This window comes from Massilia putida (genome assembly GCF_001941825.1).
Taxonomy (GTDB): Bacteria; Pseudomonadota; Gammaproteobacteria; order Burkholderiales; family Burkholderiaceae_D; genus Telluria; species Telluria putida.
On the sequence record NZ_CP019038.1, the window covers coordinates 1,883,919 to 1,907,706 of the forward strand.

General features: G+C 66.8%; 23 protein-coding genes. 14 read left to right on the forward strand and 9 right to left on the reverse strand.

Going from position 1 to position 23,788, the window contains the following annotated elements:
• Positions 1-15 precede the first annotated feature (15 nt).
• From dapC to BVG12_RS10670, 7 genes are all read left to right on the forward strand, one after another.
• On the forward strand, positions 16-1,236 hold the full coding sequence (gene dapC / locus BVG12_RS10640; protein WP_075792358.1) for a succinyldiaminopimelate transaminase: 1,221 nt from the start codon (positions 16-18) through the stop codon (positions 1,234-1,236).
• Positions 1,237-1,262: 26 nt separating this feature from the next.
• The gene (gene dapD / locus BVG12_RS10645) at positions 1,263-2,087 is read left to right on the forward strand and encodes a 2,3,4,5-tetrahydropyridine-2,6-dicarboxylate N-succinyltransferase (RefSeq protein ID WP_075792359.1); all 825 of its coding nucleotides are present in this window, start codon (positions 1,263-1,265) and stop codon (positions 2,085-2,087) included.
• 93 nt (positions 2,088-2,180) lie between these two features.
• Positions 2,181-3,323: a PilT/PilU family type 4a pilus ATPase gene (locus BVG12_RS10650; protein WP_075792360.1), complete on the forward strand. Its 1,143-nt coding sequence runs from the start codon at positions 2,181-2,183 to the stop codon at positions 3,321-3,323.
• Between the two features lie 130 nt (positions 3,324-3,453).
• Positions 3,454-3,816, forward strand: coding sequence for an ArsC family reductase (locus BVG12_RS10655; RefSeq protein WP_075792361.1), 363 nt, complete (start codon positions 3,454-3,456; stop codon positions 3,814-3,816).
• Positions 3,813-4,964 (forward strand): succinyl-diaminopimelate desuccinylase, encoded by a 1,152-nt coding sequence (gene dapE, locus BVG12_RS10660; protein ID WP_075792362.1) that lies wholly within the window; start codon positions 3,813-3,815, stop codon positions 4,962-4,964. The genes BVG12_RS10655 and dapE overlap by 4 nt, the downstream gene beginning before the upstream one ends.
• A gap of 15 nt (positions 4,965-4,979) precedes the next feature.
• A complete protein-coding gene (gene prmB / locus BVG12_RS10665; protein WP_075792363.1) occupies positions 4,980-5,867 on the forward strand; it encodes a 50S ribosomal protein L3 N(5)-glutamine methyltransferase in 888 nt (295 codons plus the stop codon).
• 145 nt (positions 5,868-6,012) lie between these two features.
• Complete coding sequence (locus tag BVG12_RS10670; protein ID WP_075792364.1) at positions 6,013-7,974, forward strand: ATP-binding cassette domain-containing protein; 1,962 nt, start codon at positions 6,013-6,015, stop codon at positions 7,972-7,974.
• A 122-nt stretch (positions 7,975-8,096) separates the two neighbouring features.
• On the opposite strand, the gene BVG12_RS10675 is transcribed toward BVG12_RS10670, so the two are convergent.
• Positions 8,097-8,567: a chemotaxis protein CheW gene (locus tag BVG12_RS10675; protein ID WP_075792365.1), complete on the reverse strand. Its 471-nt coding sequence runs from the start codon at positions 8,565-8,567 to the stop codon at positions 8,097-8,099.
• Positions 8,568-8,712: 145 nt separating this feature from the next.
• Here BVG12_RS10675 and BVG12_RS10680 point away from each other — a divergent pair, with 145 nt between their 5' ends.
• Positions 8,713-9,756 (forward strand): HDOD domain-containing protein, encoded by a 1,044-nt coding sequence (locus BVG12_RS10680; protein ID WP_075796298.1) that lies wholly within the window; start codon positions 8,713-8,715, stop codon positions 9,754-9,756.
• 127 nt (positions 9,757-9,883) lie between these two features.
• Here BVG12_RS10680 and BVG12_RS10685 read toward each other — a convergent pair whose 3' ends face one another.
• From BVG12_RS10685 to BVG12_RS10695, 3 genes are all read right to left on the reverse strand, one after another.
• The gene (locus BVG12_RS10685) at positions 9,884-11,761 is read right to left on the reverse strand and encodes a M2 family metallopeptidase (protein WP_075792366.1); all 1,878 of its coding nucleotides are present in this window, start codon (positions 11,759-11,761) and stop codon (positions 9,884-9,886) included.
• 99 nt (positions 11,762-11,860) lie between these two features.
• Positions 11,861-13,777 (reverse strand): flagellar assembly protein A, encoded by a 1,917-nt coding sequence (locus BVG12_RS10690; RefSeq protein ID WP_083684896.1) that lies wholly within the window; start codon positions 13,775-13,777, stop codon positions 11,861-11,863.
• Positions 13,778-13,906: 129 nt separating this feature from the next.
• Positions 13,907-14,275: a hypothetical protein gene (locus tag BVG12_RS10695; protein WP_156895604.1), complete on the reverse strand. Its 369-nt coding sequence runs from the start codon at positions 14,273-14,275 to the stop codon at positions 13,907-13,909.
• Positions 14,276-14,490: 215 nt separating this feature from the next.
• On the opposite strand from BVG12_RS10695, the gene ompR reads away from it, so the two are divergent.
• From ompR to BVG12_RS10715, 5 genes are all read left to right on the forward strand, one after another.
• Positions 14,491-15,255: an osmolarity response regulator transcription factor OmpR gene (gene ompR, locus BVG12_RS10700; protein WP_036230457.1), complete on the forward strand. Its 765-nt coding sequence runs from the start codon at positions 14,491-14,493 to the stop codon at positions 15,253-15,255.
• 29 nt (positions 15,256-15,284) lie between these two features.
• Positions 15,285-16,631, forward strand: coding sequence for a sensor histidine kinase family protein (locus BVG12_RS10705; protein ID WP_075792367.1), 1,347 nt, complete (start codon positions 15,285-15,287; stop codon positions 16,629-16,631).
• 119 nt (positions 16,632-16,750) lie between these two features.
• Complete coding sequence (locus BVG12_RS10710; protein ID WP_075792368.1) at positions 16,751-17,110, forward strand: YXWGXW repeat-containing protein; 360 nt, start codon at positions 16,751-16,753, stop codon at positions 17,108-17,110.
• Between the two features lie 137 nt (positions 17,111-17,247).
• A complete protein-coding gene (locus tag BVG12_RS33990) occupies positions 17,248-17,475 on the forward strand; it encodes a hypothetical protein (RefSeq protein WP_156895605.1) in 228 nt (75 codons plus the stop codon).
• A 174-nt stretch (positions 17,476-17,649) separates the two neighbouring features.
• Positions 17,650-18,432, forward strand: a complete 783-nt coding sequence (locus BVG12_RS10715; protein ID WP_075792369.1) for a helix-turn-helix transcriptional regulator — start codon at positions 17,650-17,652, stop codon at positions 18,430-18,432.
• Here the strand turns inward: BVG12_RS10715 and BVG12_RS10720 are convergent.
• Positions 18,371-18,568 carry a hypothetical protein gene (locus BVG12_RS10720; protein WP_056436405.1) on the reverse strand — a complete coding sequence of 66 codons (198 nt, stop codon included), beginning with the start codon at positions 18,566-18,568 and terminating at the stop codon, positions 18,371-18,373. The genes BVG12_RS10715 and BVG12_RS10720 overlap by 62 nt on opposite strands.
• A 19-nt stretch (positions 18,569-18,587) precedes the next feature.
• Positions 18,588-18,920, reverse strand: a complete 333-nt coding sequence (locus tag BVG12_RS10725) for a hypothetical protein (protein ID WP_156895607.1) — start codon at positions 18,918-18,920, stop codon at positions 18,588-18,590.
• Between the two features lie 178 nt (positions 18,921-19,098).
• On the opposite strand from BVG12_RS10725, the gene BVG12_RS10730 reads away from it, so the two are divergent.
• The gene (locus tag BVG12_RS10730; protein ID WP_075792371.1) at positions 19,099-20,043 is read left to right on the forward strand and encodes a DMT family transporter; all 945 of its coding nucleotides are present in this window, start codon (positions 19,099-19,101) and stop codon (positions 20,041-20,043) included.
• A 25-nt stretch (positions 20,044-20,068) separates the two neighbouring features.
• On the opposite strand, the gene BVG12_RS10735 is transcribed toward BVG12_RS10730, so the two are convergent.
• From BVG12_RS10735 to BVG12_RS10745, 3 genes are read right to left on the reverse strand one after another with little or no spacing between them, the layout of a single operon-like run.
• Positions 20,069-21,115, reverse strand: a complete 1,047-nt coding sequence (locus BVG12_RS10735; protein WP_075792372.1) for a c-type cytochrome — start codon at positions 21,113-21,115, stop codon at positions 20,069-20,071.
• Complete coding sequence (locus BVG12_RS10740; protein ID WP_075792373.1) at positions 21,112-22,884, reverse strand: GMC family oxidoreductase; 1,773 nt, start codon at positions 22,882-22,884, stop codon at positions 21,112-21,114. Before BVG12_RS10740 ends, BVG12_RS10735 begins: the two co-directional genes overlap by 4 nt.
• Positions 22,884-23,687 carry a gluconate 2-dehydrogenase subunit 3 family protein gene (locus BVG12_RS10745; protein ID WP_075792374.1) on the reverse strand — a complete coding sequence of 268 codons (804 nt, stop codon included), beginning with the start codon at positions 23,685-23,687 and terminating at the stop codon, positions 22,884-22,886. The genes BVG12_RS10740 and BVG12_RS10745 overlap by 1 nt, the downstream gene beginning before the upstream one ends.
• Between the last annotated feature and the right edge of the window lie 101 nt (positions 23,688-23,788).

A 23,788-nucleotide genomic window follows, 5' to 3' on the forward strand; every position in this document is an offset into this window, starting at 1 on the left:
AGAAGACACATCGCCGTGAATCCACATCTCGACCGCCTGCACCCCTATCCGTTCGAAAAGCTGCGCCAGCTGTTCGCCGGCGTGACGCCGAATCCCGACTTCAAGCCCATCAGCCTGGGCATCGGCGAACCGAAGCACCCGACGCCCGCCTTCATCCAGAGGGCGCTGACGCACGCCATGGCCGGCCTGGCCACGTATCCGACCACGCACGGCAGCGAGCCGCTGCGCGCCGCGATCGCCGGCTGGCTGGAGCGCCGCTACGCGATTCCGGCGCTGGACCCGGCCACGATGGTGCTGCCCGTGAACGGTTCGCGCGAGGCGCTGTTCGCGATCGCGCACAGCGTGGTCGATGCGTCGAAGCCGGGCGCGCTCGTCGTCAGCCCCAATCCGTTCTACCAGATCTACGAAGGCGCGGCCTACTTGGCGGGCGCCGAGCCCTATTTCGTGAACTCCCAGCCGGCCCGCAACTTCGCCTGCGATTACTCCAGCGTGCCTGCCGACGTGTGGGCGCGCGTGCAGCTCTTGTACCTGTGCTCCCCCGGCAATCCGACCGGCGCCGTGCTGTCGCTGGACGACTGGCGCGAACTGTTCGCGCTGTCCGACCGCCACGGCTTCGTCATCGCGGCCGACGAGTGCTATTCCGAGATCTATTTCGGCGCGACGCCGCCGCTGGGCGCGCTGGAAGCGGCGCACCAGCTCGGGCGCAGCGGCGGCGCGCGTCCGTACGCCAACCTGATCGTGTTCTCGAGCCTCTCGAAGCGCTCGAACGTGCCGGGCATGCGCTCGGGCTTCGTCGCCGGCGATCCGGAACTGATGAAGAAATTCCTGCTGTACCGCACCTACTGCGGCGGCGCGATGTCGCCGCCGGTGCAGGCCGCGTCGATCGCGGCGTGGAACGACGAGCACCACGTGCAGGAGAACCGCACCCTGTACAAGGAAAAGTTCAATCTCATCACCCCGCTGCTGAAACAGGTGATGGACGTCGAGCTGCCGGACGCCGGCTTCTACCTGTGGGCCGACGTGCGCCGGACAGGCATGTCGGACACGGAGTTCGCACGCAGCCTGTACGCCGAATATAATGTGACGGTTTTGCCCGGCAGTTATCTGGCGCGCGACGCGCACGGCAGCAATCCGGGCCGCAACCGCATCCGCATGGCGCTCGTCGCCGAAGTGGACGAAGGACTGGAGGCGGCGAACCGCATCGTCCAGTTCTGCAAAGACATCAAGGCTTCCTGACTTACCACCTGAATAGACCATTGACCATGACCCAACAACTCCAGACCATCATCGACACCGCGTGGGAACAGCGCGCAGAAATCAGCCCGACCGGCGCCAGCGCGGAAGTGCGCGACGCCGTCGCCCACGTCCTGGCCGGCCTTGACGACGGCAGCCTGCGCGTCGCCCAGAAAGACAGCGGCAGCTGGGTCGTCAACCAGTGGATCAAGAAAGCCGTCCTGCTGTCGTTCCGCCTCGAGAACAACGTGCCCGTCGAAGGCGGCGGCATGCAGTTCTACGACAAGGTCCCGACCAAGTTCGCCAACTACACCGCCGAAGACTTCGCGAAAGGCGGCTTCCGCGTCGTGCCGCCGGCCGTCGCCCGCCGCGGCTCGTTCATCGGCAAGAACGTCGTGTTGATGCCGTCGTACGTGAACATCGGCGCCTACGTCGACGAAGGCACGATGGTCGACACGTGGGCCACCGTCGGCTCCTGCGCCCAGATCGGCAAGAACGTCCACCTGTCGGGCGGCGTGGGCATCGGCGGCGTGCTGGAACCGATGCAGGCCAACCCGACCATCATCGAAGACAACTGCTTCATCGGCGCCCGCTCGGAAATCGTCGAAGGCGTGATCGTCGAAGAGAACTCGGTGATCTCGATGGGCGTGTACATCGGCCAGTCGACCAAGATCTACAACCGCGAGACCGGTGAAGTCAGCTACGGCCGCATCCCGGCCGGTTCGGTCGTGGTGTCGGGCAGCCTGCCGTCCGCCGACGGCAAGTACAGCCTGTACTGCGCCGTGATCGTCAAGCAGGTGGATGCGAAGACGCGCGCGAAGACCGGTATCAACGAGCTGCTGCGCGGGATTTAAAAATCACCGTCGTCCGGGGCTGCCGCTCGGCGGCCCCGCAGGTTAGAATCCCTTAATCGCAAAAAATTACCGCGAAGCAAGGGAGAGACAACCATGATGATGGAACGCCTGTTCCAATTGATGAAGGAAAAGAACGCGTCGGACATGTTCTTCGCGGTCAATTCCCCAGTCCACATCAAGATCAACGGGAACCTCATCCCGATCAACCAGAACAAGCTCGAGCCGGAAAACATCCGCGTGCTGCTGTCGGAGATCGCGAGCCCCGAGCAGATGGAAGAGCTGGAGCGCGACAACGAGCTCAACATGGGCATCTCGGTCGCGAACCTGGGCCGCTTCCGCCTGTCCGCGTTCCGCCAGCGCGGCAGCATTTCCGCCGTGTTCCGTTTCGTTCCCGCGACAATCCCGCCGCTGGCCGAGCTGGGCCTGCCGTCCGTGCTGTCCGAGCTGATCATGGAAAAGCGCGGCCTGCTGCTCATCGTCGGCGCGACCGGGTCGGGCAAGTCGACGACGATCGCCTCCATGCTCGACCACCGCAACGAGCAGCGCCACGGCCACATCCTGACCTTGGAAGATCCGATCGAGTACCTGTTCAAGAACAAGAAGTCGATCGTCAACCAGCGCGAGATCGGCAGCGACGCGAAGAGCTTCGCCGTCGCCCTGCGCAACTCGATGCGCCAGGCGCCCGACTGCATTCTGATCGGCGAGATCCGCGACAAGGACACGATGGCCGCCGCCCTCGCCTACGCCCAGTCCGGCCACCTCGTGCTGGCGACCTTGCACGCGAATAACAGCTACAACGCGCTGAACCGCATCATCAGCTTCTACCCGATCGAGAACCGACCCGCCCTGCTGCAAGACCTGTCCTCAAGCGTCAAGGCGATCGTGTCGCAGCGCCTCGTGCGCGCGAAGGCGGGCGGGCGGCGCCAGGCCGCGGTCGAGATCATGGTCAACACGCGCTATGTGGCCGACCTGATCGAAAAAGGCGAGATCGGCCAGATCAAGGAAGCGATGGACAAGAGCCTGTCGCCGGGCTCGCAATCGTTCGAAAAAGCCTTGCTGGAACTCGTGCAAGCCGATTTGATCACGCAGGAAGAGGCGCTGGCCAACGCCGACTCGGCCACCAACCTGCTCTGGCTGATCAACAACGGGCCGGACAGCAAGTCCAAAGAAGAGGACGCGCCAAAACCGGCCGAGCCGGACGGGCCGTCGTTCACGGAATTCACGCTGGACAACTGAGCGGCCGCCGGCCGCGCGCTGCCCGGGTCTCGCCATTGCTAAACTATCCGTCGGATAGCCGGCCTGTGCTATCCTTCGCGCCTTCCCGAACAGCAAGACCCGCCGGCCGCCAGGCCGGCCAGCGAACGCCATGAAAAAGATCCTCTACGGTATTCCCAACTGCGACACCGTCAAGAAAGCACGCACCTGGCTCGCCGACAACGGCCAGGAATTCGCGTTCCACGACTTCAAGAAACAGGGCCTGGACCGCGCCACCGTCGCCCACTGGCTCGAGCAGGTCGATTGGGAAACCCTCGTGAACCGCAAGGGCACGACGTGGCGCAAGCTGTCCGACGAGCGCCGCGCGCTGGTCGTCGACAAGGCCAGCGCGCTCGACCTGATGCTGGAGAATCCGTCCGTCATCAAGCGCCCCGTGCTGGAAGGCGCCGGTAAATTGTCCGTCGGCTTTTCCGCCGCGCAGTATGAAGAGCTGTTCGGAGACTGGCCCGCATGAAGCCGTCGCGCACCCAGAAGTTGACCGAAGAGCTCATCGCGCTCGATTCCGTCACGCCGCAAGATAAAGGTTGCCAGCAGAAACTGAAGGATTTGCTGGCCCCGCTGGGTTTTCATTGCGAAACGATCGAATCGAACGGCGTGACGAACCTGTGGGCCCGCCGCGGCGATACGTCGCCCGTGTTCGTGTTCGCCGGCCACACGGACGTCGTGCCGACGGGCCCCGCGAGCCAGTGGGCGTCGCAGCCGTTCACGCCGACCATCCGCGACGGCAAGCTGTACGGCCGCGGCGCGTCCGACATGAAGACGTCGATCGCCGCCATGGTCGTCGCCGTCGAGGAATTCGTGGCCGCGCATCCCGAGCATGCCGGCTCGATCGCCTTCCTGATCACGTCCGACGAGGAAGGTCCGGCCACGGACGGCACCGTCGTCGTCTGCGACCTGCTGGAAGACCGGGGCGAAGCGATCGACTATTGCCTCGTCGGCGAACCCACGTCCAGCCACGTGCTGGGCGACATGATCAAGAACGGCCGCCGCGGGTCGCTCTCCGGCTGCCTCGTCGTCAAGGGCGTGCAGGGCCATATCGCCTACCCGCACCTGGCGCGCAACCCGATCCACCTGGCCGCGCCGGCGCTGGCCGAGCTCGCGGCCGAGAAATGGGATGAAGGCAACGAATACTTCCCGCCGACGAGCTGGCAGATGTCGAACATCGCGGCCGGCACCGGTGCCACGAACGTGATCCCGGGCGAGCTCAAGGTCGATTTCAACTTCCGCTTCTCGACGGCCAGCACGGCCGAGAGCCTGCAGGCGCGCGTGCACGCGATCCTCGACCGCCACGGCCTCGACTACGACCTCAAGTGGACGCTGTCCGGCCATCCGTTCCTCACGCCGAAGGGCACGCTGTCGGACGCGATCTGCGGCTCGATCAAGCAGGAACTGGGCGTGACGACGGAATTGTCGACGACGGGCGGGACGTCGGACGGGCGCTTCATCGCCCGCATCTGCCCCCAGGTGATAGAATTCGGGCCACCCAACGACAGCATCCACAAGATCGACGAGCACATCGAAGTGCGCTATATCGATCCGCTCAAGAACATCTACCGGCGCACGCTGGAGCGATTGCTGACCCTCCCGCCGTCCGCGGCATAACGACGAGACCTGGCCATGACCACCACCAATTTCTGCACGCCGCGCGACCTGCTGCGTTACGCCGTCACCCGTTTCAACGGTGCCAAGCTGTTCTTCGGCCACGGCAGCGCCGAAGCGCTCGACGAGGCCGCCTACCTGATCCTGCACACCCTCAAGCTTCCGCTGGACAAGCTCGAGCCCTTCCTCGACGCCCGCCTGCTGCCGGAAGAAGTGCTGCAAGTGCTGGCCGTCATCGAGCGCCGCGTCACGGAACGCGTGCCGGCCGCCTACATCACGAACGAAGCATGGCTCGGCAGCTACAACTTCTACGTCGACGAACGCGTGCTCGTGCCGCGCTCGTTCATCGCCGAGCTGATCCCGAACATGTTCAGCCCGTGGGTGGCCGATCCGGACGCCGTCGAGAACGTGCTGGAACTGTGCACCGGCTCGGGCTGCCTGGCGATCATGCTGGCGGACGCCTTCCCGAACGCCGTCGTCGACGCCGTCGACATCTCGCAGGACGCGCTGGCCGTGGCCGAGCGCAATATCCGCGACTATAAGCTGGAAGGCCGCGTGAACCCGATCGAGTCCGACCTGTACCAGCACGTGCCGTTCAAGAAGTACGACCTGATCGTGACGAACCCGCCGTACGTGAACAGCGATTCGATGGGCAAGCTGCCGCCGGAATACCTGCGCGAACCGAGAATCGCCCTGGCCGGCGGCGAGGACGGCATGGACCTCGTGCGCAAGATCGTCGACGGCGCGGCCGAGCGTTTGACGTCGGAAGGCGTGCTGATCGTCGAGATCGGCAACGAACGCGAGTATGCGGAAGCGGCGTTCGGGCACCTGGGGCTGACGTGGCTGACCACGAGCCAGGGTGACGATGCGGTGTTTCTGCTGACGGCCGAACAGCTGGCGCAGTAATCCACGTCGTCCCAAGCTACACCGTCATTCCCGCGCACGCGGGCATCCATACTGAATCGGCACTCTGATGCTCAGCATGGGGGAAACAGCCACTGGTCTGTTCCCGCTTTCGCGGGAACGACGTTTATACGGTAACTAATTTCAAATGATCCGATTCTCCAACGTCAGCCTGATGCGCGGCACGAAACCGCTGCTGGAAGACGCCGACCTCACCCTCAACCCCGGCGACAAGATCGGCCTGATCGGCGCGAACGGCGCCGGCAAATCGAGCCTGTTCGCGATGCTGCGGGGCGAGCTCCACCCGGACCAGGGCGCGATCGACTTCCCCGCGCGCTGGCGCATGGCCTATGTGGCGCAGGAGACCCCGGCGCTGGACCGTCCCGCGATCGAATACGCCATCGACGGCGACGCCAGCCTGCGCACCCTGCAGGCCGAGCTGGAACGCCTGGAACACCTGCCGCACACGACGGAGAATGGCATCGCCATCGGGCACGTGCACGCCGCGCTGGCCGACGCGGATGCGTACACGGTGCAATCGCGCGCCGAGCAGCTGCTGCTCGGCCTGGGGTTCTCGCTGGACCAGATGCGCCAGCCGGTCGCCAGCTTCTCGGGCGGCTGGCGCATGCGCCTGAACCTGGCGCAGGCGCTGATGTGCCCTTCCGATTTATTACTGCTGGACGAGCCGACCAACCACCTGGACCTGGACGCCATCATCTGGCTCGAGGACTGGCTCAAGCGCTACGCGGGCACCCTGATCATCATCTCGCACGACCGCGACTTCCTCGACGAGATCGTGAACGTCGTCGTGCACATCGACGAGCGCAAGCTGAAGCGCTACTCCGGCAACTACTCCGCGTTCGAGCGCCAGCGCGCCGCGCACCTGGTCCTCGCGGCGGCCGCGTACGAAAAGCAGCAGCGCACGCGCGCGCACCTGCAATCGTTCGTCGACCGCTTCAAGGCCAAGGCCACCAAGGCCCGCCAGGCGCAAAGCCGCATGAAGGCGCTGGCGAAGATGGAAGAACTGGCGCCGCTGCGCGCGGCCGCCGAGTTCTCGTTCGAATTCCGCGAACCGCTGTCGGCACCGAACCCGCTGCTCGTGATGGAAGACGTCGACGCCGGCTATCCGATCCTCGACGGCCATGGCGACAAGGTCGGCGGCAAGACCATCGTCCACAAGGTGAACTTCTCGCTGCAGACGGGCCAGCGCATCGGCCTGCTGGGCGTGAACGGCGCCGGTAAATCCACGTTGATCAAGACGGTCGCCGGCGACCTCGCGCCCCTCGCCGGCACGGCGACCCTGGGCAAGGGCCTCGTGATCGGCTACTTCGCCCAGCACCAGGTCGAGATGCTGCGCCACGACGAATCGCCGCTGTGGCACCTGCAAAAGATCGCCCCGACCACGCGCGAACAGGAACTGCGCAACTTCCTCGGCGGCTTCAACTTCCCGGGCGATATGGTGACGAGTTCCATCGCGCCGTTCTCCGGCGGCGAGAAGGCGCGGCTGGCGCTGGCGCTGATCGTGTGGCAGCGCCCCAACCTGCTGCTGCTGGACGAACCGACGAACCACCTGGACCTGGAAACGCGCGAGGCGCTGACCCTGGCGCTGGCGCAGTTCGAAGGCACGCTCGTCGTCGTCTCGCACGACCGCCACCTGCTGCGCGCGACGACCGACCAGTTCATCATCGTGGCCGACGGCCGCCTGCAGCCGTTCGACGGCGACCTGGACGACTACAAGGACTGGCTGTTCCAGACCAAGCTGAAGGCCGACGGCGCCGCCAGCGCACCGCTGCCGTCGTCCACCCCGGCGGCCCCCGTCGTCGACCGCAAGGAGCAGAAGCGCCTGGAAGCGGAAGAACGCCAGCGCATGGCCGCGCTGAAGAAGCCGATCGAAAACCGCATCAAGCGCCTGGAAGAGCAGATGGCCAAGCTGAACGCGAAAAAGGCCGACGTCGACGCCCGGTTGCTGGAGCCTGGCATCTACGAAGCGGACAAGAAGGAGGAGCTCAAGAATCTCGTGGCGGATCAGGCGTTTTTGACGCGCGACCTGGGCAATCTGGAGAACGAGTGGCTGGAGTTGCAGGAGCAGCTCGAAAGCTTGGTGGCCTGATTGGCCGTCGTTCCCGCGAAAGCGGGAATCCATGCTGAACAGCCGAAGTCGGAATCGTGTCTTCACGCGAGGCATTCGAGTCCCGATGCTCGGCATGGGTCCCCGCTTTCGCGGGGAGGACGTTACGCAACCTGCCGCGCGCCGTCCTTCTTCGGCCTGCGTACCGACATCAACCGGTCGATGTCGACGAGGATCAGCCGCCGTGTCCCCATGTGTCCCAGCCCGATCAGGTAATCGACCTGGGCCTGGTCCGCGCCCGGCACCGGCGACACCTGGTCGGGCGCGAGCGACACGACGCCCGTCACACCGTCCACCACCATCCCCATCACGCAGCTCGACAGCCTCAGGATGATCACGTCCGTCATCGGATCGGGTGCGCCGGGCGCCCGGCCGCAGGCGGCGCGCATGTCGACGAGCGGCATGATCACGCCGCGCGACACGGCCACGCCACCGATGATCTCGCCGTCCGATGCGAACCGCTCGAGCGCCTTGAGCACGCGCAGTTCCTGCACCTTGGCGAAGTCGAGCCCGTATTCGAGGCCGCCGAGGGTAAAACTCAGGAACTGGGTGGCCGTGGTCGTAGTGGTGTGCATGGCGGATCCTTTCTCAAGATCGCCATGCTAAGACGGTGACGTTCGGCAATTGTTGAGTGCTGTCAACAATCAATGAGACATTTCCTACCTTGCGCCGCGCGCTTACGCCCGTACAATGTTCGGAATTGACCTAAAGGGGATGACGATGTTCCGGTGGCTGCACCGCTTGATTTCCGGCCCGACCGTCGGGCAACAACCGCAGACGGCCCCCGCCGCCGTGGTCGATGCACCGCCCGTCCCGCCGCCCGCGTCCCCGCCGCCTGCGCCCGCGCCGGCGCAACCGGGTACGGCCCCCGTCTCGTTCGAGCAGCTGGAGCGGGTCAACGGCGCCTGGAACGCCTGGCTGTTCGACCGCGCCGACGGCGGCCTCGAACTCCTTGATGCCGAGACGCGCGTGCTGGACGCGCTGGCCGCGATCGTCGGCTCGCAGCAGTCCGGCGCGGCGCTCGTGCGGCGCATGCCGGGGCTCATCCCGCAACTGCTGCAAAGCCTGCGCAGCGAGACGTTCTCGGGCAGCGCGCTGTCGCGCACGATCGCATCCGACCCCGTGCTGGTGGCGGCCGTCGTCCGCCTCGCCAACAGCTGTTACCAAGGCACGGGGAATTCGATCACGAGCGTCGAACACGCGGTGATCCTGATCGGCCAGGAAGGCTTGCGCCAGCTGATCACGACGGTCGCGTTCCGGCCCATCATCGACATGCATTCGGGGTTCTACACGCGCCGCCTGGCGCCGCACCTGTGGGCGCATTCGGAGCGCTGCGCAATGGCCGCGCGCCAGGCGTCAGGCAGCGGCATCGAGCCGTTCGACGCGTTCCTGGCCGGCCTGTTGCAGAACGTGGGTCTGATCGTCAGCCTGCGTATCATGGACCAGACGGCGCAGGACGGCGAGCGCCTCGGCTCCGACGTCTTCCTGGCCCAGCTGGCACGCGACACGCGCCGCCTGTGCGCGAGCATCGCGCGCGAATGGAATTTTCCCGACACGGTGGCGCAGGCGCTGCTGGAACAGGGAGCACTGCGGCGCGGCGCGCCGGTGTCGCCGCTGGGGCGGTTGCTCAAGCTGACGGATTATCTCGGGAAGGTGCGGATGCTCGTCGAGCAGGGCTTGCTCGACGAGGCGGACGATGCCTTGTTCGCGGGGCTGCCGCCGGAGGCCGCGCAGTGTTACGCGGCATTGGCGGAGACCGCGTAGGGTGGACGGCTACACCGCGAACGCGTGCAGGGAGGCGGCATGCGCGCCGTCCACGCGTCCAGCCGCCGCATGACACCGCACGGCTCATCAACCGATGATTCGACGCGTGGACGGCAAGCCGTCCACCCTACCGTTTCAGCTTCGCGTCTTCGATCGCCAGCTGCTTGTTCTGCTCATCCAGCCAGGTCTTGAGCGGCGCGAAGTATTCGAGCATCGCGGTCGCATCCATCTTCTCCGAGCCCGTGACGGCCTTCAGCGCTTCCGGCCACGGCTTGCTGGTGCCCATCGCCAGCATCTGCTGGAACTTGGCGCCCGCCTTCTTGTTGCCGTAGATCGAGCAGCGGTACAGCGGCCCGGTATCGCCCGCTTCCTTGCACAGCGCGCGGTGGAACTGGAACTGCAGCACGTGGGCCAGGAAGTAGCGGGCATACGGGGTGTCGCTGGCGACGTGGAACTTGGCCCCGGCATCGAAGCCGCCGTCGACCATCGGCGCGGGACGCGAGACGCCCTGGTACTGCTCCGTCAGCGCCCACCAGGCCTTGTCGTAGTCGGCCGGCTTGACCTGGCCGCCATAGACCTGCCAGCGCCACTTGTCGACCTTGTACGCGAACGGCATGAACGCGATCTTCTGCAGCGCCGTGTACAGCAGCGGGCCGATCTCCTGCTTCGGATCGGGGTCCGTGTTCATCAGGCCGATCTTCTTGAGGTAGGCCGGCGTGATCGACAGCGCGACGGTGTCGCCGATGGCTTCGTGGAAGCCGTCGTTGGCGCCGTTCTTGAACAGCGGCGACTGGGTACTGTATGCGAGGTCGTAGTACAGGTGGCCCAGTTCGTGATGGATGGTGCGGAAGTCCTCGGCCGTCGGCGTGATGCACATCTTGACGCGCACGTCGTCCTTGCCGTCCAGGTCCCAGGCGGAGGCGTGGCACACGACTTCGCGGTCGCGCGGCTTGGTCAACAGCGAGCGTTCCCAGAACGTGGCCGGCAGCTTCTGCATGCCCAGCGACGTGTAGAAGCCTTCGGCATAGCGCGTCATCTCGACGGCGCTCGCCTTGCGCTCTTCCAGCAGCGCCGTCAGGTCTGCGCCCTTCTCCAGGCCCGCCGGCTTCAGGATCGGGTACAGGTTATCCCAGCTCTGCGCCCACATATTGCCCAGCAGGTGGGCCGGGATAGGGCCGTCGGCCGGCACGGCATCGGGCCCGTAGGCCTGCCGCAATTTGTAGCGCGTGTAGGTGTGGAGCGAGTCGTACAGCGGCTTCACCTGCTGCCACAGGCGTTCCATCTCGGCCGCGAAGGCACTAGGGGCCATGTCATAGCGCGAGCGCCACAGGGCCCCGGTATCGGCATAGCCCATCGCGCGGGCGCCCTTGTTCGACAGGTCGATGTACTTCGCGTAGTCCTGCTTGTAGGCCGGCGACTGGGCGTGCCAGCCGAGCCAGACTTCCTTCAGGCGCGCCGGGTCGTGGCTCGTGGCCAGCACTTTTTCCAGTTCGCCCAGCGGCATGCAGTCCGGCTTCACGGCGCCCGCGGAAGGATTGGCAGCTGAGGGCGGGCAGTACTTGGCCTTGCCGTACGCGCCCGTCATGCTGGCGGCCAAGCGCGCATAGGCGGCGCGGTCGTCGGCGTTTTCCAGCATCAGCGACTGCTGCATCAGCATCAGCTTGCGGGCGCTCGCTTCCGAGACCTTCAGGCCGTTGTAGCGGCGCGCCTTGAGGGCGATGTCGCCGCTGGCGGTCAGGTATTGTTCGTTGGCCAGCGCCGTCAGCATCTCGGTGTCGAGCGTGATGAAGTTCTCGGCCACCCACTCGGCGCGGCCGGCGTCGAGGCCCAGCTGGTCGAGCTTCTTTTCGGACTCGGCGACGAAGCGTTCGGCATCAAGCACGGTCGGTTTGGCTTTGGTGTTCGTGGCCTTGGTTGCGGCGCTTGCCGGGTTGGCGAGCAGCGCACCGGCGCACAGTGCAGCGACCAGCGCGCCGATCGGGCTGCGCTGGTGAATGGAACGCATGTTGTTCAAGGTTTCCCCTCTTATCTTGTGTGGATTCGCGTTGAATGCGGCCTCGCGGCCGCCCACAAGTATATGCCCTCGCGCGGGCGCCGGGGACCTTTACGCGGCGGTAGGCGCGGCGGCGGGCACGGCGTCGCTGCTCCACGCGAACGTGCCTGCGCCGCCCATGAACAGCAGCTCGCCCGCCTGCGGACCGCGCAGGCGCGTGCGGATCTCGCGCGGCGTCCAGAGGTACGGCTGTCCGCCGGCCGGGCTGTAGCCGAGGATGCGCACCTGCGTCTCGCCCTGCACCGACTGGATCGTCACGCCGGAGACGCTGGCGGCGTCGCTGCGCTGCGCCTCCAGGTTCGCGAGCATGCCCGTACCGGCCTGCTGCTCGGCCTCCGCGGCCTTGATCTTGGCGGAGACGTCGGTGATCGCCTTCAGCGCGGGCCCCACGTCCTGCGCCAGTTTCTGGAACTGGCGCGTCTGTTCGGGCGACAGATTGAGCTCGCCCTTGCGCACGCGCGCAGCCAGCATCAGGTAGCGGCGCACATCCGGCTTGCCCGTCATGGCGTCCATCGCCGCCTTGAGCTGCGCGGCCAGCGCGCCGAACTGCGCCACGCGCTGCGTCACCGCGGCGATCACCTCGTCGAGCTGCCGGCCTTCCGCCTGCAGCACGGCGACGAGCATCTCGCTCTGCTTGCGCGGCATGCTGCATTCGACCGTCACGCGCCGGCCCGCTAGCGCGCAGCCTTCGGCCATGCCAATGACGACTTCATCGCCGACGATCTCGCAATTGACGGCATGCCCGACCTCGACCCGCGTGCCCGCGATGACGCAGCTTTCGGCGCGCTCCAGCACGATCCTGCCGTCTTCCGCGCTGAGCATCGCGGCGGACGCGACGCCGCGCACGTGGATGTCGCCGCGCGCGTTGCGGGCGCTGCCGCCCATGAGGTTCGCCTGCATGACGATCGTGCCGCCGCGCGAGACCAGGCTGCCGAACACGTCGCCGTGCACGGTGATGCTGTCGGCCTCGATCACGCGCTTTTCCTGGACCTCGCCGAACTCCTCGTAGTCGCCCGTCAGGTTCAGGTTGCCCGTCGTCTTGGCGCTGACGCCGTCGTGACTGACGACTTTCTCGTCGACGGAAATCCGGCTCGTCTTCGCGTCGACCATCAGGAAACCGGCCTGGCTGGAGACGAGGAATTCACCGTCGGGCGTGCGCTCGACCTTCGTGCCCGCGCCCGCATACGGCGCGAGATCGGTATCGCGGCCCGGCTTGGGCGGCAGCGGCCTGCCGGACATCTCGAAGCCCGTCGTGCCGGCCGTGGCCGGGCGCTTTTCGAGCAGGCGGATGCCGGGCTGGATCTGCGGGAAGCGGTTCTGGAAGCTGTTCAGGTCGAGGCGGCCGTTGGCCAGTTCGAGCGGCGCGTCGTTGCGGTGGATGTCGTCGGACACTTCGACGATGTGCGCGTCCTCGCCCGGCACCGGATCGCACTGGCGCGCGATCGTGACGCGGTCGGCCTTGTTCGAGGCGATCGCGGCGCGGATGGCGGGCAGGTCGAGGCCGAAGCGGATCCCTTTGCCCCACATGTCGGCAATGAATTCGTCGACGTCGAGACGGGTCGGCAGGCCCTCGCCCTCCGGATCGTCCGGATCGGGCAGCCAGACGGGTTCGAAATAGTATTCGGCATAGCCGCGGCCGATCTTGGCGGCGCGGTACAGCGCGCGGCGCGCCGGATCGAACGGCTGGATGTCGGCGGCGATGCGCACGACGATATCGCCGTCCGGCCCGCGCGGCAGGTCGGGCCCGTGGCCGAACAAGGCTTTCATCAGGATGGGGTAATCGACGCCGACGAAGTAATTCCCCGCGCGGTAGACATTGTCGATCGCGGCGATCAGCGTGGTGCCGAGCACGGACGGATCGGCATGGATCCCGTCGTCACGTTGGGCGATGCAATGCTCGGGGCCGGTCGCGGCGATCCGGGTCGCCGTTGCGTGCGAGTGCGACGCGGCGGGAGAATCAGTAGTCACGATACGCTCCGTGCGGTTGATGCCACGGCATGGGCTGGGCCGGGGCGAATCCGGCTAGCGTATCATGTTGTCAGAGAAAAATAAACAACTGGCAACTAAGTTGATGCAAGGCAAAATTTGACGGCTTGATCAGCGGCGCTGCGGGTACAGGTCCATGCCCGCTTCATTGATCTGGCGGCGCAGGTCGCGCCGTTCGTCCGGCGTCATGCGTCCGCTGCGGCGCTCGTGCTGCTGCTCGCGCTGTTCGCGCTGCTCTATCTGCTGGGCCCGGCGCTGTTCCTCCAGGGCGCGCATGTCGTCGCGCTGGTCGCGGTCCTGCTGCGGCGGCAGGCGGAAGCGCGGCGATTGCTGCATGTCGCCGCGGTCGTCCCGGCGCTCACCGTGTTGCTGGGCAAACGCGCTTCCGGCTCCCAGCACCAGGGCGCACGCCAGCACAGCAAAGCGGCCAAGGCGGCCTGCCTTTTTCGCTGCGTGGTGGGGTGTGAACGCACTGTTCATGGTGTTCCTCATTCGCGATGCCGTGTTAGGAGTAAGCTGTAGGGTGAGCTATGATTCAGCTGCGATTCGATGAGGCCAGTGTATGAGGAATCGACTCCGGGCATAAGGCGAAATGGGTAAAGTTTGTAACACAATGTAATGGCTCAACGATACCCCCTTGGCGTCGAGCCATATGACGTTACCATAGCGACATTAATCTGACAAATACCAGAACGATGAATGCAACGAGCTCGAATGCCGGCACCCCCGGCGCGAATGGCGGCCACTCGGCCCGGATCATGGTCGTCGACGACGACGTGCGCCTGCGCGACCTGCTGCGCCGCTACCTGACGGAACAGGGCTTCCAGGTCGTGACGGCGGAAAGCGCGCCCGCGATGAACAAGCTGTGGCTGCGCGAGCGTTACGACCTGCTGGTGCTCGACCTGATGCTGCCCGGCGAGGACGGCCTGTCGATCTGCCGCCGCCTGCGCGGCGCCGGCGACCAGACGCCGATCATCATGCTCACCGCGAAAGGCGAGGACGTCGACCGCATCGTCGGCCTCGAGATGGGCGCGGACGACTACCTGCCGAAACCGTTCAACCCGCGCGAGCTGGTGGCCCGCATCAACGCGGTCCTGCGCCGCAAGGGTCCGGACGAAATCCCGGGCGCGCCCAGCGAGACGCCGCAGACCTTCGAGTTCGGCGACTTCGTGCTGGACCTGGGCACGCGCACGCTGAAGAAAAACGGCGAGACCGTGCCGCTGACGACGGGCGAATTCTCGGTGCTGAAGGTGTTCGCGCGCCATGCGCGCCAGCCGCTGTCGCGCGAAAAGCTGATGGAACTGGCGCGCGGCCGCGAATACGAAGTGTTCGACCGCTCGCTGGACGTGCAGATCTCGCGCCTGCGCAAGCTGATCGAGCCCGATCCTTCGAGCCCGCTGTACATCCAGACCGTCTGGGGCCTGGGCTACGTATTCATTCCTGAAGGCCAGCCGCGCTAGTGTCCGCATCGACCCCGAAGGAACAAGCCATGCCGCGTCTTTTCGGCAGGATGAAGAGCGGCCTGTTCTGGCGCACCTTCTTCCTGCTGTCCGTGCTCACGGGCCTGTCGATGGCCTCGTGGATCGGCATGCTCAACGTGTTCCAGCGCGGTCCGCAGGTCGAGCAGACGGCCGAGCTGCTCGTCTCCGTCGTCACGATCACGAAGGCCGCGCTGACGCACTCCGCGCCCGATCTGCGGCGCGAGCTGCTGTTCGAACTGGTGTCGAACGAAGGCATCCGCATCTACGACGTGAAGCCGACGGACACGGTCGAACCGCCGCCGCCGAATTCGCTGATGCCGGAAGTGGCCGCCATCGTGCGCGACAAGCTGGGGCCGGACACCCGCTTCTCGCGCATGGTGAACGACATCCCGGGCTTCTGGGTCAGCTTCGACATCGACGGCGACAAGTACTGGCTCATGCTCGAACGCGACAAGCTGCCCGGCCTCACGCGCGTGCAGTGGCTCGGCTGGGCGACCGTCGTCGGCGTGCTGTCGCTGCTGGGCGCCGCACTGATTTCCAGCCTCGTGAACCTGCCGCTGGCGCGCCTGACGGCGGCCGCGCGCTCGATCGCGCAGGGCAAGCGCCCCACCCCGCTGCCCGAGAAAGGATCGCGCGAGATCATCGAGGCGAACCGCAGCTTCAACCAGATGGTCGAAGACCTGCAGCAGCTGGAAAAAGACCGCGCCATCATCCTGGCCGGCATCTCGCACGACCTGCGCACGCCGCTCGCGCGCATGCAGCTGGAAGTGGAGATGGCGCCGCTGTCTGACGAAGCCCGCACCGGCATGCAGTCCGACATCGCCCAGATGGACGCCATCATCGGCCAGTTCCTCGACTTCGCCCGTCCCACCGAAAGCGCGACGTTCGTGGCGGTCAACCTGTCCGAGCTGCTGGAAGACTGCGCGCGCGAGGCGGGCCGCATCGCGGACGTGCGCACGACGACCGACATCGACCCCGACATCCACGTGATGGGCAACGCGACGGACCTGCGCCGCGTGATCAACAACGTCATCGAAAACGCCCGGCGCTACGGCAAGACGCCGGGCGCGGACGTGACGGAAATCGACATCGCCCTGCACGTCAAGATGACGGGCCACGGCCGCCGCGCCATCGTCGAGATCAACGACCACGGCACCGGCGTTCCGGACGACCAGATTCAGCAGCTGCTGCGGCCATTCACGCGCCTGGACAGCGCCCGCGGCCAGGCCAACGGCGCCGGCCTGGGCCTGGCCATCGTCGAGCGCGTGATCACGCGCCACAATGCCGAGCTCACCCTGCGCAACCGCGACGGCGGCGGGCTCATGCTGCAGTTCGCCTTGCCTTTGGCCAGCTGAGTTCCTCCAGCACACCGGGAAAGTTGCGGCGACGATCGACGCAATAAGCGAGACGCCGCACGGTTGTGCCGGCAACGCGGCAGTACAGTCGGCCTACAACCACTTTCGAGGAGGCCAAGATGAAAAGACTGCTCATTGCCGCCCTGGTCGCCGGCTCGCTCGGCGGCGTCGCGCTGCCGGCAAGCGCCGATATCGTCATCCGCACCGCACCGCCGCCGCCACGCGAAGAACAGGTGCCGGCGCCGCGCCACGGTTACGTCTGGGCGCCGGGTCATTGGGAATGGCGCCACCGCCACCACGTCTGGGTCGCCGGCAAATGGCTGCGCGAGCGCCGCGGCTATGTCTACCATGTGCCGAAGTGGGTCGAGCGCGACGGCCACTGGGTGATGGAGCGCGGCGGCTGGCGCCGCGGCGACCGAGACGGCGACGGCATCCCGAACCGTGAGGACGCGCATCCCAACAATCCGAACCGGGGCTGATTGCCGCGCCGCGGCCGGGCCGGGCTGACCGGGCGCGGCGGCTGCGCCAACAAGAAGGCTGTGTGCGCATTAGTTATGTGAACTGTAAGGCGTGGTGGAGGTCAAACGCATCGTCGAGTAAACTCATGAGGGGTACGATGCGCGGCCTGACGTTCGACGAATTGTTCGCGATGTTGTCGGCGGTCACGTTATCGGCCGCCGACCTGGCCCGGCTGCGGGAATGGCTCGCCGGCATCGCGCATCGCGCCGAATGCATTGCCCTTCGGGCAGGGGCCGTGGGCCGGCCGTGTCCGCAATTTGGTTGCGCAACAAGCGCGAACACAGCCAAAAAGAAACCGCCCGCGCATCGCTGCGTCAGGCGGTAAATCCAAGTTTGCACTTGGAGGAGACAGAGGAGACCAGCGACCGGGCGCTGTAACAGAATGGCAAATTGGGACGGCGGCCGCGCCTGCAAGGGGCAGCCTGATAAATTTTTTTCCCGTCGACGTGTAGGCCTGGTCGGACAATCACCCGAGGCCATCGGTGCTAGACTGGCGCGCATGGATGTTTCTGCTCTCCACGTGCGCAGCTACGGCGCCGACCTCGGCGCCGACCGCCACGATTACGCCCAGCTCGTGCTGCCCCTCGGCGGCACCGTGCTGCTCGACATCGAAGGCCGGCAGGACCGGCTGGACCTGCTGCGCGGCGCCTGCGTCGCGCCGGGCGCCTGGCACGCGCAGCGCGCCGAGGGTCCCAACGAATCGCTGATCCTCGACGTCGGTGCCGGCGCGATGTCGCACCCGGCCTGGGCGCGCCTGCTGGAACGCCCGTTCATGACGCTGGGCCCGGGCGCCCGCAAGCTGATCGAATTCATGGGGATGATGCGCGCGCAGCCGGCCTTGCTGGGCGGCTGGGTGCCGCTTCTGCTCGACACCCTCGCGCTGGATGCGCCCCGCCCTGCGTCCCGTCTGGCCGCCCTGCTGGCCCGCGTCGACGCGGAGCCCGGCCTCGCGTGGACGACGGAGACGATGGCGCGCAGTGCCGGGCTGAGCGTCAGCCGCCTGCACGCCCTGTTCCGCACGGAGCTCGATACGAGCCCGCACGCATGGCTGCGCGACATCCGCCTGTCGCGCGCCCGCGCATGGCTGACGGAAACGGCGCGCCCGATCGCCGACATCGCGCTGGCGGCCGGCTTCTCCGACCAGAGCCCGCTGACGCGGGCGTTGCGCGATGCGACGGGGCTGACGCCGGGGGCGTACCGGCGTGCGCGGTCCGGTGGCGTCAGGCCAGCGCCGCCTTGGCAGCCTCCTCCGGCGTCAGGTCATCGTAATACTGATCGGTAAACCATTCGACCTGCTCTTCGATATGGTCCTGCGCCTGCTGGACGGTGGCGCCGCCCGCGACGAGAAATTTTTCCACTTCGATGCACCAGTGGATGAACGCCAGCGTTTCTTCGTCGAGTTCTTCTTTCTTCGCCATGATGTTTCCTCTGCTGTTGCTAATCGGATTCGCGCAGCCAGGACCTGCCCTTGGACTCGCGTTCCGAAGTGTTCTCGACCGGAGCGATATACGTCGCTGGACTGAACTTGCGGTCGACCTCTTGCGGCGGCGCCGGCGCGCGGCCCTTGGACGCCGTGTACGACCGGATGCTCAGCGAACAGCGATAGACCATCGCGCAGGCCGCCAAGATGACGGCGCTTAACGTGATCGCGAGGCCGTCGGGACGGCCCGCCACCACAAGGATACACGCTACGACCACGATGTCGAGACAAACGAGATAGTTGAACCGTGGCCCGCTCTCGGGGCCGGCGTGTTTGACTGGCGTGCTCATTCTGCGAAACTTTTGGCAATACGTTGTCGCGCGAGACGGGGACGTGCGCGATGCTAGATCTTAACATTTCCAAGTAGCAATTTTCTAGAGGAGATTTTGTCAATATCCCAGGAGTCCGCGACAAGACGGCGCGCCCCGCGGCCCCGACAATGGTCGCTTTCCGCACTGGAGCACCACCGTGACCGCCAACAACACCCTCCTCGGCATCGCGTCCGGCATCGTCGCCGGCGCCTTCTGGGGACTCGTCTTCCTCGCGCCCAAGCTGGCTGCCGACTTTCCGCCGCTGCAATTGGCCGCCGGCCGTTACCTCGCTTATGGCCTCGTCGCCGTCGTGCTCATCGCGCCGTCCTGGCGCCGGCTCAACGGTGCGCTCGGGTGGCGTGAATGGCGCGCTCTCGCGTGGCTCAGTTTCATCGGCAATATCCTGTATTACGTGCTGCTCGCGCAGGCCGTGCGGCTCGGCGGCGTCGCGATGACGGCCTTCGTGATCGGCCTGCTGCCGCTCGCCGTCACCCTCGTCGGCAGCCGCGAGCGCCATGCGCCGGCGTTGCGCGCGCTGCTGCCCTCGCTGGCCTGCAGCGCGGCCGGGCTCGTGTGCATCAGCTGGCAATCGCTGGGCGCATCCGGCTGGGGGACGTTGACGGGGTTGTCGTGCGCGGGCGGCGCGCTCGTATCATGGACGACCTATGCCGTCAGCAACAGCCGCTGGCTCGCGCGGCTCGACCACGTGTCGGCGCAGGATTGGAGCCTGCTGACGGGCTCGATCACGGGCCTGGAAGCCATCGTGCTGGCCGTGCCCGCCTTTTACGGCGACACGCTCGTCCACGCGGGCGCGGACTGGGCCCGTTTCGCCGGCCTGATCGGCGCGATGGCCCTGTTCTGCTCCGTGCTGGGCAATGGGTTGTGGAATATCGCCAGCCGCGCGCTGCCGCTCGCCCTCACGGGGCAGATGATCGTGTTCGAGACCATCTTCGCGTCGCTGTACGGCTATCTGTGGGAGGGCCGCCGGCCGACGCCGCTCGAAGGACTCGCGCTGACCCTGCTGATCGCGGGCGTGGTGATGTGCGCGCGGGCGCATCGCGAGGATGCGGCCGTGCCCACGGAAGTGGAAGCCCGCGCGTGACGCGCCGCGCGGATTCCACGCGCCATCAACGGCGTACCGGCGACGTCTCCTGCTGCGGCTGCGTGCCTTGCGTGCCGCCGCCACCGCCCGGTCCCTGCGAACCGCCCGACGTCGCCGCGCCCTGCTCGGTACCCATGCCGCGCACCGTCGCCCCGCCGGCACCGCGCGGTCCCGGGGCGTCGGCGGCAGCCGCCACGACGGGACGCTGGCTGCAACCGGCCGGGATATTGACCCACTTGGCAGCCGACGGCGGTGCCGGCTGCGCGCTGAAGTAGGCAGACAGGGCCGCCACGTCCACATCCGCCAGCGCCTGGGCGATGTGGGTCATCTGGCCGCTGCTGTCCGTCTTGCGCGCGCCGTTCTTCCACGCCGCCATCGCGGCCGTCAGGTAGTTCGCATGCTGGCCGGCCAGGTACGGATACGCGGGCGGGTTGCCGACGCCGCCCGGGCCGTGGCAGTTGGCGCAGGCCTGCACGCCCTGCGCGCTGTCGCCGATGGCCGACAGCGTGCGGCCGCGGTCGGGGCCGGCGGCGGACGGCCTGGCGCCGCCCGCCGCGGCCGCAGGTGCATCGCCGAGCGACGCGTAATACGCGCTGACGTCGCGGATCTGCTGCGCGTTCAGCGCCTTGGCGATGGGCTGCATGATCGGGTTCACGCGCGCGCCGTTGGCATAGGCCCCCAGTTGCTTGCCCAGGTAGGCGGCGGACTGGCCGGCGATGCGGGGAAAGTCCCCCGCCGCATTGCCCTCGCCCTGCGCGCCGTGGCAGCCGACGCAGGCCGTGACGCCGTTCTGCGTGCCGCTCGCGGCCAGTTGCTGGCCCGCCTGCACGTCGGGCTGGCCTTGCGCCGGCGCCGCCGCGGCGCCGGGCACGCCGAGCGCATTGGCTTCGCCGCCGCCCGCATTTTGCCGGGCCAGGCCGCCGGCGCCGCCCTCGGCGCCCGGCTGGGCGGGGGCCGGATGCGCGGCGGTTGGCGCCGGCGGATGCGCCCCCTGGGCCCGGTTCACGTCGTTGGCGCCGTGGTGGCAACCGGCGAGCAGCGCCAGCGCGAGGAAAAGCGTCGTCGTCTTCATGCCTGCACCAACGCCTGACCGGGCGCCTTGAGATAGCGGTTGACGATGGCCTCGGCCGCCATGTACGCCAGCGCGCCGACCGTATCGGTGGGGTTGTAGGTGGCGTTCTGCGGGAAGTTCGAGGCGCCGATGACGAACAGGTTCGGCACGTCCCAGCTTTGCAGGTAGCGGTTGACGACGCTCGTCTTGCGGTCGAGGCCCATCACGGTGCCGCCCGTGTTGTGCGTCGTCTGGTATTGCGTCACGGTGTACGGTCCCTTGCGCCCGGCGCCGACGACCTGGCGTCCGCCCATCGCCTTGCCGACCGCGAGCGCCTTGTCCGTGACGTAGGCCGACATGCGCAGGTCGTTCGCGGGAAAGTCGAACGTGATGCGCAGGAGCGGCTGGTCCCACGCATCCTTGTACGTGGGGTCGAGGTCGAGGTAGTTGTTGCGGCTGGCCATCGAACTGCCGTGCACGTTCAGCACGGACGTGTGGTTGTAGTGGCGGACGACGGCCTCTTTCCACCTGGCGCCCCACGCCGGCGTGCCGGGCGGCGTCGGGTGGAATTCGATGGGACGGCCGTTCGTCATCAGTTCGCCGAAATAGGCGCCGCCGATGAATTTGTGCGGGCCGTGGTCGAAGTTGTCGCCGACGAAGTCCGCGATCAGCGTGCCGTTCGCGCCCGAGCGCATGAACGGGTTGATGTTGACGGATTCGTCGAAGAACACCTGCACGGCGCTCATCGTCTGGTACGCGTAATTGCGCCCCACGACGCCCTGCCCCGTCTTGGGATCGTAGGGCTGGCCGATGCCGGACAGCAGCATCATGCGCACGTTGTTCAATGCGAACGAGCACAGGATGACGAGCTTGGCCGGCTGCTCGAATTCGTGCCCCGCCGCGTCGACGTAGGTGACGCCCGTCGCCGTCTTCTTGTCCTGGGCCAGATTGATGCGCAACACCTGGGACTGCGTGCGCAAGGTGAAGTTCTTGTCCTTGAGGAGGACCGGCAGCAGGATCGTCTGCGGCGACGATTTCGCGTAGTGCTCGCAGCCGTAGCGCTCGCAATAGCCGCAGAACATGCAGGCCTGCAGGGTCAGGCCCTCCGGGTTCGTGTATGGCTGGCTGAGATTCGACGACGGCTGCGGGAACGGGTGGTAGCCCAGGCTTGCCGCGGCCTTGCGGAAGATGGCGGCGCCGTACGGTTCCTTCATCGGGGGCGTGGGGTACGGGCGCGAGCGCGGGTCCTCGAACGGATTGCCGCCCGCGATCTTCTGGCCCTTGACGTTGCCGGCCTGGCCGCTCGTGCCCAGCAGGTATTCGAAGCGGTCGTAATACGGTTCCAGGTCGGCCGCCGTCACGCCCCAGTCCTGCACCGTCAGTTCCGGGTCGATGAAGCCCTTGCCGTAGCGCTGCTCCGTGTGGCTGCGTATCTTGAATTCATCGTCCTGGAAGCGGTAGGTCTGGCCGTTCCAGTGCACGGCCGCGCCGCCCAGGCCCGTGCCGGGCAGGAAGCTTTCCCAGCGCCGGATCGGCAGCGCGACCTGGTTCACGTTGTTACGGAAGGTCATGGCCTCCTTCGTGTTGTCCTGCATGAAGGCCTTGCGCACCGAGTAGCGCAGTTCGTCGTGCATGTGCGGCCCCTGGAAATCGGGCACCGTGAACTGCGCGTTGCCGCGTTCCAGGCCGACGACCTTGAGGCCCGCCTTCGTCAGCTCGCGTCCGAGCATCGTGCCGACGAGGCCCACGCCGACCAGCACCGCATCCACTTCCTTGAGGCGTGTGGCCATCACTTGCCTCCTTTCTTCTTGTCCGCGACGACGGGATTCGGGCCGACGGCCTTGGGCTGCGCCGCCACGGGCTGGATGTGGATCATGCGCCGGTTGTCCTCGCCCATGCTCATGGGTGCGCGCGTGAACAGGACGCCGTGCTGGTCGACGAGGTGGTAGAAGCTCGCGTAGGCGCCGGGGAAGCCGATCATCTTCCACGACGCCATGTCCTTGTTGCCGCCGTAGATCGGGTCGGCGAAGAAGCCTTCGATCGTCAGCGCCAGCAGCGATTCGAAGAACGTGTGGGCGGGCACGCCATTGAGGCTCTGGTTGCCGGTCTGCAGGCTTTCCAGGTAGGCGTCCTGCTCGTTGCCGGGCAGTTTGTCGAAGGTGGTGTTGCGGCGCTTCTGCACGTCGTCGTTGATGGCGCGGAGGGCATTGCGGAACAGCTCGGCCGGCGTGAACGGCAGCTGGTAGCCCTGGCCCGGCAGGCCCGGTTGCCACGGGCCGCTGCGGTACAGGCGCTCGCCCGCGCCCCACGCGCCGCCCAGCTGCCGGTCGATGTAGTTCGGCACCCCGGCCTCGAGCGCGCCGGGACCGTTGGCGTCGAGCGGAATCAGGCGCGCCACGGCCGCTTCGACGAAGCGCGCCTCGTCGGGGCGGAAGTACAGATAGGCCGCCTGCGCGGACGCGCCCGTGGCGGCGGGCGCAGCGCCGTGGCCGTGCCGGGCGTCGTCGGGGGTGAGTGCGTGGGCCTTGGCCGTCAGCGCGGCGGCCGTGGCGCCCGCGGCCTTGAAGAAGGTGCGTCGGGTAAGTTTCTCCATCGTCGGTCCTTTTTGGATTTATTCGAACGTGTGAAACAGGATGGCCCAACGGTTGGAACAACGCACCGGCCAAAGGTTCGGCCGGGCCGGTCGATGTTTGA